The 9,931-nt window shown below is 65.5% G+C and carries 8 protein-coding genes; 7 read left to right on the top strand and 1 reads right to left on the bottom strand.

What is annotated here, in order from left to right; genetic code table 11:
- Positions 1-107: 107 nt before the first annotated feature.
- Entirely contained in the window at positions 108-497 is a 390-nt protein-coding gene (locus ACTIIH_RS09715; RefSeq protein WP_441451595.1) for a universal stress protein, read from the top strand.
- A gap of 87 nt (positions 498-584) precedes the next feature.
- On the opposite strand, the gene ACTIIH_RS09710 is transcribed toward ACTIIH_RS09715, so the two are convergent.
- Entirely contained in the window at positions 585-3,707 is a 3,123-nt protein-coding gene (locus ACTIIH_RS09710) for an FAD-binding and (Fe-S)-binding domain-containing protein (RefSeq protein WP_441451594.1), read from the bottom strand.
- A gap of 227 nt (positions 3,708-3,934) precedes the next feature.
- Here ACTIIH_RS09710 and ACTIIH_RS09705 point away from each other — a divergent pair, with 227 nt between their 5' ends.
- The 6 genes from ACTIIH_RS09705 to ACTIIH_RS09680 all read left to right on the top strand — a co-directional run.
- Positions 3,935-4,210 carry a hypothetical protein gene (locus tag ACTIIH_RS09705; RefSeq protein ID WP_145998890.1) on the top strand — a complete coding sequence of 92 codons (276 nt, stop codon included), beginning with the start codon at positions 3,935-3,937 and terminating at the stop codon, positions 4,208-4,210.
- Between the two features lie 526 nt (positions 4,211-4,736).
- Positions 4,737-5,702 (top strand): inositol monophosphatase family protein, encoded by a 966-nt coding sequence (locus ACTIIH_RS09700; protein ID WP_441451593.1) that lies wholly within the window; start codon positions 4,737-4,739, stop codon positions 5,700-5,702.
- A gap of 197 nt (positions 5,703-5,899) precedes the next feature.
- Entirely contained in the window at positions 5,900-6,889 is a 990-nt protein-coding gene (locus tag ACTIIH_RS09695; protein WP_101595834.1) for a siderophore ABC transporter substrate-binding protein, read from the top strand.
- On the top strand, positions 6,889-7,995 hold the full coding sequence (locus ACTIIH_RS09690) for an ABC transporter permease (RefSeq protein ID WP_441451592.1): 1,107 nt from the start codon (positions 6,889-6,891) through the stop codon (positions 7,993-7,995). The genes ACTIIH_RS09695 and ACTIIH_RS09690 overlap by 1 nt, the downstream gene beginning before the upstream one ends.
- Positions 7,996-9,210 carry an iron chelate uptake ABC transporter family permease subunit gene (locus ACTIIH_RS09685; RefSeq protein WP_441451591.1) on the top strand — a complete coding sequence of 405 codons (1,215 nt, stop codon included), beginning with the start codon at positions 7,996-7,998 and terminating at the stop codon, positions 9,208-9,210. It begins immediately after the preceding gene.
- Positions 9,207-9,931: iron ABC transporter ATP-binding protein (locus ACTIIH_RS09680; RefSeq protein ID WP_441451590.1), on the top strand; the 725-nt coding region annotated here is incomplete at its 3' end. The genes ACTIIH_RS09685 and ACTIIH_RS09680, both read left to right, overlap by 4 nt.

The following is a 9,931-nucleotide window of genomic DNA, read 5'->3' as shown; positions in this document are numbered from 1 at the left end:
GGTTGTTGGGCCGCCGTCAGGTAGTTCTGGGGATGGGGTGGCGGTTACGTGACCGAAGCGTGATCCCGACGTCAACGAACCAAAGATGAGTCCATATACTGGGGGGCATGACGATTCTCATTGGCTACCTACCCGCTCCCGAGGGTGAGGCTGCTCTGCGTGCGGGCTTCGCAGAGGCCAAACTGCGGTCGAGCGCTGCCGTCGTGATCAACTCACAGCGACGAGGTGCGAGTGGGGCTCCGACCGAGATCGGTGAGGACGAGATCAAGCGGATCGTCGACCTCGGCAAGGAATCGGATGTCGAGGTCGAGGTGCTCCAGCCCGATCACGAAGACGATCTGCCCGGCACGCTCAACGACCTCGCCGAGGAGTACGACGCCCAACTCATCGTCATCGGCCTGCGCAAACGCTCGGCGATCGGGAAGTTCATCCTCGGCTCGCAGGCCCAGCGCATCCTCCTCGAAGCCGAGGTCCCGGTGCTGACGGCCAAGGCCTGAGGCGACGGCCAGGGCCTGAGGCGAGGGCCTAGGCCTGAGGCGACGGCCAAGGCCGGAATCCTCGCCGAGGCGGCCCTGACCTCGGACTCAGCGCCGCGGTTCCAGCCCCCACCCCCACGCGAGGAGCTCGGCCAGCGACACCCCCGCAGCGTCGCTGAGATCCGTGATCTGCGTGCGGCACGAATACCCGTCGGCAAGAACGACCTGCAACCGCTCATCCGCGTCGGATCCCGTGGCACGAGTGCGCGAAGCATCTGAGACAGCCTCCGTCGCACGATGAGTTGAAGCGTCGGTATCGGTATCGGCAACGGTGACGCTATCGGAATCGGCCCGAGCCTCCACCCCGGTGGCCCGTCCGCGTCTGCGCAGAGCCGGCAGCAGAGCCACCTCGGCGACGGCGACCGAAGTCTCGAAATGACCGTCTTCGACGCCGAAGTTCCCGGCCAGACCGCAGCACCCGCCGAGGAACTCAGTGTCCGCTCCGGCCCGGGCCAGCAGCTCCTGATCGGCGGCGTTGCCGAAGATCGCCGACTGGTGGCAGTGCGGCTGCACGAGTGCTTCGACCCCGGACAGGTCCGGCAGTTCGGCACCGATGCTCAGCAGATACTGGGCCAGTGTCTGCACCCGGTTCGCCACCCGGTGCGAGGCCTCATCGGCGACGAGCTTGAGCGAATCATCCTTGAGCGTGGCCAAACACGAGGGCTCGACGCCGATGATCGGCACATCCCCTGTCGCATCGAGAGCGGTGATCGTCTCCGAGAGATTCGCCTTCGCGGCATCGAGCTGACCGGTGGAGATGAGCGGCAGTCCGCAGCACACCGTCTGATCGATCACCCGCACATGCACCCCTGCCTGCTCGAGCACGGCGACGGCCGCGGCGAGGATGCGCGGAGCGAAATGGTTCGACCAGGAGTCGGCGAACAGCACGACCTCAGCGTTCGGCCGCAGCGAATCCGAGGCCGGTGACGAATCCGCGCCCGGTGACTCGGCGCTCGAGCGGGACTCGGCTTTCGAGCGGGACTCAGCGGGGGAGTGCGACTTCGGTGCCGCCTCGGCGGTGGTGGCCCACCATTTCCTGAACGTCGTGTACGCGAACTGCGGAATCGACCGGCGGACGTCGATGCCGGCCATCCTCTTGGCCAGCGTCGTCAGCCCCGGCAGCCCCGAGACCCGGTTGACCGCGGGCGCGAGCGGAGTGATGAGACGCGCGAGCTGCGGGAGGAACCCGAGCGAATAGTGCTTGATCGGCCGCAGCTTGCCCTTGTACGACTGGTAGAGCACCTCGGCCTTGTACGTGGACATGTCCGTGCCGGTCGGGCACTCCGTCCCGCAGGCCTTGCATGACAGGCACAGGTCAAGGGCCTCGTGCACCTCGGGGGAGTCCCAGCGAGGCTCGAGAAGATCCCCGGACACCATCTCCTGCAGCACTCGCGCACGCCCCCGCGTCGAATGCCGCTCATCCCGTGTGGCCTGGTACGACGGGCACATGATGCCGCCGCCGGCCGCCGAATCCGCACGGCACTTGCCGACCCCGGTGCACCGGTGCACCGCCGACGCGAAACCGGCGGACTCGCCTTCGTAGGCCATCGCGAGGGTTCCGGGCAGCTCCTGACGCAGCGGCAGCTGAGTGAGACGGACCGACTCGTCGAGGGCGTCCGGGTCGACGATGACACCGGGATTGAGCAGATGCTGAGGATCGAAGAGCCGCTTGACCTGGGAAAACAGGTCGAGCGCCGCCGGGGTGTACATGAGGCGCAGCAGTTCGGAGCGGGCCCGACCGTCCCCGTGCTCCCCGGAGACCGACCCGCCGTAGCGCGCGACGAGCTTCGTGGCCGCAACCATGAAATCGCGCATCACCTGCCCGCCGTTCGGATCCTCGAGCGGGAAGTCCACGCGCATGTGCAGGCAGCCGTCGCCGAAGTGCCCGTAGGGAATCGCCCACAGCCCGTGCTCCTCGAGCAGTTCCATGAGGTCATGCAGATAATCGCCGAGGTGGTCCACCGGAACCGCCGAATCCTCCCAGCCGGCGTGGGCGTCGCGCCCATCGGGGGTGCGCGAGACGAGACCTGCGCCATCGGCGCGGATCGCCCACACCTCGGCCGCGGCCCGGGCGTCGAGGACTGCGGAGTCGCGTGACGTCGATTCGGAGATGAGGCGCTGAGTCTCGGTCTCGAGCGCGGCCTCGTCCTCACCGGTGAGTTCGACGACGAGCCAGCCCGCACCCTCGGGAAGGGGCGGGACCGCCTCGGCGCCCTTGGTGTCGATGACCCGGTCGAGCATGCGCGAATCGAGGCCCTCGCAGGCGGCGACGGGGAAATCCTTCAGCAGCGGCGCATCGTGGGCGGCGGCGACCATGTCCACATAGCCGAGCACAACCGCCGAGGTGAAGCTCGGTTCCTTGACCAGGCGCATCTTCGCCGCGAGGATGACTCCCCAGGTGCCCTCGGTGCCGGCGAAGGCGCGGCGGACGTCGAAGCCGTTCTCCGGAAGGAGGGCTTCGAGTCCGTACCCGGAGACCTGACGGGAGAACGTGCCGAAGTTCGTGCGGATGGTGCCGAGGTTCTGTGCCACGAGTTCGTGCAGCCGCGGGAACGTCGTGGAGGCGTCCGTGTCATCGAGGGTGACGACAGTGCCGTCGATGAGCATGATCTTCAGCGCGAGAACGTTGTCGCCCGTGCGTCCGTAGCCCAGCGCCCGGGGCCCGCAGGCATTGTTGCCGATCATCCCGCCGATCGTGCAGCGGGTGTGGGTGGACGGGTCCGGGCCGAAACGCAGACCGTGCGGTTTGGCCTGTTTCTGCAGGTGGGCGTGGACGCAGCCGGACTGCACCCAGGCCGCCTGCTCATCCGGATCGAGGTCGAGGACCGCGTTCATATGGAGAGAGAAGTCGAGGACGATGCCGCGGCCGATGGCGTTGCCGGCGATCGATGTGCCGGCACCGCGGCTGGTGATGGGCACACCGAGGCGGCGCGCAACAGACAGGGCACGAGCCACCTCGCCCTCGTCGTGAGGGAAGACGATGGCGGCAGGGACTAGTCGGAAGAGCGAGGCATCGGAGGAGTACGCGGCGCGGTCGGTATCGTCGATGCTGAAATCACGGATGCCCGCGGCGCGGAACTGTTCGGCGAGTGCGGTGGGAAGCGGCGTCAGGGACTCGTCTTCGTCGACGGTCGCCCGATTCGCTCCAGTGGGATCGGCCATAGTCGTCATGTCCGCATTGTGCCACTTGGGTTGCCGGAACATCGATACCGTCCATGCCGGAACATTGCGAGCGACGGTCATCGTTGAAACCCAAGTAATGTTATATATTCGTTATCTTACGTGCTCAGAACGGTGCTACACAGTAGCCCGAGTTCCTATATTCGGGAATTCTTGGTGTCTTGACATATTCGTGGTATCTAATGGGACTACACCAATTCGTGGCAACGGGCCACACCATGAATGCAGGGGAAGAAACCATGTCTCGTCGAGCTCGTGAATTGACAGTTGATCAGGCGGCATTAGTCGGTGCGGTCCGAAAGGTCGCACGGCAGCGCTCCAAAATCAACACCGACTATGTGATGGCGATTCTGCGCGCCCGCGAAGAAGGTGCGACCTTCGGTGCGATCGCCGAGGCGGCGGGTACCTCTTCGCAGGCCGTTCAGGAGATCGTGCGCAGGCACGGACCGGTCAAGCGCAGTGAGCCGAAGGCCGGGGTCGCTGACCCCGCCTGACCTCAGGAGCCACAGGGGAAGAACGGCATTCGCCTGCCCCCTCTGTGTCCGCACTTCCCGCGCAGAAACCAGGGCGGTGATCCTTAATCGGTATGGATCACCGCCCTTGTGTGATTCATGGACGGTCTCTGACGGTTGCGTGACCGATTCATCGAGGTGCCGGAAGCGGGAATTCTCGTTCCGGGGACAATGGCCCTGTTGGGTGAACACATTTCCGAAGTGAAATTCTGCTCGAGGCATGGAAATCGCTTCAGGATTCGACACTTCCTCTGTTTGTGAAATCACCTGGATCGAAGTGCGGTGACGGCAACCGCAGGTGCGTTTCCGGGAGGCGAGAATAGCTGTGCGATCGGAGTTCCTGAGGCCCCGGGGCGGATTAGATACAAGAAGTACATAGTCGCCGGTGTATTGCAGTCTTGTTACACAGGGGCGGACTGCGGCCGTGGGAAACGGACTGCGCGGACGGGCAGGATTCTGCCGGCGGACGCTCGGGCGAGGAGCGCGGCGGGGTGTCTAGAGTGGCCGTATGAACTCCGAGCTCGAATCCCTGCCCGCTGAGATCGTCGACCACTGTCTGCTCCGCATCGCTTCCGACCTCTCACTCATGGCGTGGGAGCAGATGCTCGCCTGGAGGCCGCTGCTCGGCGCGCGCCTCGACGCCAATGTCGTCGACACGAAGACCTCGCCGAACGACCTCGTCACTCGCGCCGACGCGCAGATCGAGGCGCTCGTGCGCGGCTACCTCAACCAAGTCAGGCCCCACGACCTCATGGTCGGCGAAGAGGGTTCGGAAGCCCTCGACCCGGTCGCATTCTTCCCTGCGGACTTCCTGCTGGGACTCAACGCATTCGATCCGGAGACCGGTGCACTCAACGAGATCGCTGACGACGGTCCGCGGCTGGAATGGCATATCGACCCGATCGACGGCACCGTCAACTATGTCCGCAGCATCGAACACCATGCCTTCTCCGTCGGCGTCTGCGCGGTGGCAGATGAGAAGGACGCCGGCCTCGGACTCGGCGACTGGCAGATCGGACTCGTCGCCTCGCCCGGGCTGGACGCTACATGGCTGGCGGCCGCGGGCCTGGGTGCCTTTCGGATCGACGGACGTCTGGCCGACCACCGCGAGACCGGTGCCGCCATACCGGCACGACGACTGCGCGGGACTCCGCCCGGGCTGTCCGGCAGGCTCCTGGCCACCGGTTTCGCCTATGCCCTGAGCAACCGCGGAGTCCAACTGTCCAAGCTCGAGAACCTCATGACCGGATACGACGACATCCGTCGCTGCGGCTCGGCCGCACTCGACCTGTGCATGGTCGCCGAGGGCCGAGTCAACGGCTACGCCGAACGCGGCCTGGGCATCTACGACTACGCAGGTGGGGCGGTCATCGTCGAAGAGGCCGGACTCAAGGTCAGTCGCGGAGGATCCGGCGGCCCGACAGCCGCCGCCGACACCCAAGACGAGGTCGACAGGCTCGTCGCCGCCATCTGACCGGGGCGCAGCGGAGCCCGCCATGTGACCGGGGCGCAGCGGAGCCCACCGCCCGCCCGCACGCCCATCCGGCCCCACTTCAGGTGTGATGCAGATAACGTCACACTTCTTTGACTTTATTTTTGAAGCATAGGCTAAGCTTACTTTCAGTGTGTGCACACGCTCGACCTATTCGTTCATTCCTGAAAGTGGGACCCATGGTTTCGACTCGCCTTCAACTGAGCGCCCTGGCAGGCGTTGTCGCTCTCACCCTGGCAGGCTGCGGCTCTGCCGACTCCGATTCGGCGCAGGCCGATGACTCCGGCTCGACGATCGAGGTCGAGGACAACAACGGCAAGCAGACCGTCGCCTCCCCGCCGAAGTCCGTCGTCGCCACCGACAACCGCACGTTCCAGACCCTCAGCGACTGGGGCATCGAACTCAGCGGCGGCGCCGTCGCCCTGATGAGCGACGACCTCGACTACACTCAGGACGACTCGATCCTCGACCTCGGCAACCACCGCGAACCCGACCTCGAGAAGGTCGTCGAAGCGGGGCCCGATCTCATCGTCAACGGCCAGCGATTCGCCCAGTTCCACGACGACCTGGCCAAGCTCGCTCCCGACGCGACGGTGCTCGAACTCGATCCCCGCGACGGTGAGGACTTCGACGCCGAACTGCGCCGCCAGACCGAGGTGCTCGGCGAGGTCTTCGGCAAGCAGGACGAGGCGAAGGCGCTCGTCGACGACTTCGACGCCTCAATCGAACGTGCTCAGTCCGCCTACGACGACAGCGACAAGGTGATGGGCCTGATCACCTCGGCCGGCGACATCGGCTACGCAGCACCATCGGTCGGCCGCACCGTCGGTCCCGTCTTCGACATCCTCGATCTCGACCCGGCCCTCGAGGTCGACGAGGGCAGTGAAGACCACCAGGGCGACGACATCTCCGTCGAAGCCATCGCGAAGTCGCAGCCCGACCTCATGATCGTCCTCGACCGCGACGCCTCCTTCGCCCCAGAGGACCGCGACGAAGGCTCCGCCCCGGCCGCCGAAGTTCTCGAAGAATCCGAAGCGCTGAAGGATGTCCCTGCGATCAAGGACGACGCGATCGTCTACTTCCCCGAGGACACCTACCTCAACGAAGGCATCCAGACCTACACCGAGTTCTTCAACGACTTCGCCGACAAGCTCGAAGACCAGAAGTGATGACCCTCGCCGAGGCGGCCCGCCGTCGGAACGAAGCCCGACGCAACCGGACGGCTGAGTCCCCACAGGGAACGGCCGACCCGTCCCCGGCCGGGACGGCGGATCCGTCCCTGGCTGGGACGGAAGTTTCGCCCCCACGTGGGGCCGCCTCGGCGAAGGCACCCCTGTTCGGATGGCCGCTTGTGCTGGGCATCCTCGGGGTCGCCATCCTCCTCGCGATCTCGCTGCTCACCGGCGTCTATGACGTCTTCGGCGGCGACGGCGGGGCGGAGATGTTCCAGATCACGCGGATCCCGCGCACGATCGCCCTCGTCCTGGCCGGTGCCGCCATGGCGATGTGCGGACTGGTCATGCAGCTGCTGACCCAGAACCGCTTCGTCGAACCGACGACGACCGGCACCACCGAATGGGCGGGTTTGGGCCTCATGCTCACCGTCATCATCTACCCCGATGCCTCGATCGTGGCGCGGATGGTCGGGGCGATCATCGCCGCGTTCGTCGGCACCCTCGTCTTCTTCGTCTTCCTGCGCCGCGTGTCCCTGAAGTCCTCGCTCATCGTGCCCATCGTCGGCATCATGCTCGGCGCCGTCGTCGGTGCCGTCTCGACATTCATCGCAGTGCAGACGGACATGCTCCAATCCCTGGGCATCTGGTTCGCCGGCAGCTTCACCTCGATCCTGCGGGGCCAGTACGAGACCCTGTGGATCGTCGCGGCCGTCGTCGTCGCCATCTTCGTCCTCGCCGATCGCTTCACCGTGGCAGGTCTCGGCAAGGAGATCGCCACCAACGTCGGTCTCAACTACAACCAGATCCTGCTGCTGGGCACCGTGTTCGTGGCGATTGCGACCGGAGTGGTCACCGTCGTCGTCGGCAACCTGCCGTTCCTCGGCCTCATTGTGCCCAACATCGTCTCGCTCATGCGCGGCGATGACCTGCGCTCGAATCTGCCGTGGGTGTGTCTGCTCGGCATCGCGATCGTCATCATCTGCGACCTCATCGGCAGGATCATCGTCATGCCCTTCGAAGTGCCCGTCTCCCTCATCCTCGGCGTCGTCGGCGCGGCCGTGTTCGTCGCCCTGCTGCTGCGTCAGCGGAAGGTCGGGTGAGTGCCGATGCGCGCGAAGGACGAATCCCCGGTCGACACCGGCACCGAGGCGGTTGACCCGACCGCGGCCACCGACGTAACCGGTCCGGATCGGTCCACCGGCACCGAGGCGGTCGACCGAGATCGTCCCGCTGTCATTGACCCGACCGGCACGGATCGTTCCGGTGCGGGCGCACGGGTCGTTCGGCCGCCTCGGCGAGGGTCTTCGCCCGCTCAGCGGTCGTCGGGTCCGCTGCCGACGGCGAAGTCCGTGCGGCGGTACTGGACGATGATCATCGTGCTGTCGGTCGCCTCGGCGGGGATCGCTCTGGGCATCCTGGCCTGGGACAATCCGATGCCGATCACGGACCCGGGGTTCTGGCTGATCGCGGAGCTGCGGCTGACGAACCTCGTCGTCATCGCCCTGGTCGCGCTGTGCCAGTCGTTCGGCACGGTCGCCTTCCAGACGGTGACGAACAACCGGATCATCACGCCCTCGATCATGGGATTCGAGTCCCTCTACGTGGCGATCCAGACCTCGGCGATGTACTTCTTCGGGGTCACGGCGATCGTCGAGCTCAAGGGGCTCGTGCCCTTCGTCGTCCAACTCATTCTCATGGTCGGGCTGTCGTTGGCGCTCTACGGGTGGCTGCTGTCGGGGCGGCATTCCTCGGTGGCGCTCATGCTGCTCATCGGCGTGGTCATCGGCGGCGGACTCGGATCGGTGGCGACATTCATGCAGCGGACGCTGACTCCGAGCGAGTTCGACATCCTCTCGGCCCGCCTGTTCGGGTCGATCTCGAATTCGGATTCGAGCTACCTGCCGGTGTCGATCCCGCTGTGTGTGCTGGCCTGCCTCGGGCTCTACCTCTGTTCCTCACGCCTGAATGTGGTGGCCCTGGGGCGGGACATGACGAGCAACCTGGGGCTCAACTTCAAGGGCGAACTCATCAGAGTCCTCTTCTTCGTCTCCATCCTCATGGCGGTGTCCGTGTCGATGATCGGACCGATGGTCTTCCTCGGCTTCCTCGTCGCGATGCTCGCCTACCAGTTCGCCGACACCTATGACCACAAGCGTCTCTTCCCGATGGCCGCCCTCCTCGGGTTCGTCGTCCTTGGCGGGGCGTACTTCGTCATGAAGAACATCTTCTACGCCGAGGGGGTCGTGTCGATCATCATCGAGATCGTCGGCGGCGGCGCCTTCCTGCTCGTCATCCTGCGAAAGGGGCGCCTGTGATCACGCTCGAATCGGTCCGCAAATCCTACGACGACGAGGTCTCGATCGGACCCGTCGACCTGCAGATCCCGGCCGGGGGAGTCACCGCCCTGGTCGGGCCGAACGGTGCGGGGAAGTCGACGCTGCTGACGATGATCGGGCGGCTGCTCGGGCTCGATTCCGGAGCGATCTCGGTGGCCGGTTTCGATGTGTCGTCGACGAAGTCGAAGGACCTGGCGAAGATCGTATCCATCCTGCGGCAGGAGAACCACTTCATCACTCGGCTGACGATTCGGCAGCTCGTCGGCTTCGGTCGCTTCCCGCATTCGAAGGGACGCCTGACGGCTGCCGATGAGGAAGTCATCTCGCAGGCGATCGACTTCCTCGAGCTCGGTGAGCTGGAGAACCGGTTCATCGACGAGCTCTCCGGCGGGCAGCGGCAGCGTGCCTATGTGGCGATGGTGCTGGCGCAGGACACCGACTACGTGCTGCTCGATGAGCCGCTGAACAATCTCGACATGAAGCGATCGGTGCAGATGATGCAGCACCTGCGCCGGGCGGCGGCCGAGATGGGCAGGACTATCGTCATCGTCCTCCACGACATCAACTTCGCCGGTCACTACGCCGACCGCATCTGTGCGGTCAAAGACGGTGCGGTGGTCGAGTTCGGCACGCCCGAGGAGATCATGACCGGTGAGGTGCTGTCCCGGGTGTTCGACACTCCCGTCGACGTCATCGACGG

The organism is Brevibacterium sp., from assembly GCF_052105255.1.
GTDB classification, from domain to species: domain Bacteria; phylum Actinomycetota; class Actinomycetes; order Actinomycetales; family Brevibacteriaceae; genus Brevibacterium; species Brevibacterium linens_B.
This window is presented reverse-complemented; position numbering and strand designations above follow the sequence as displayed.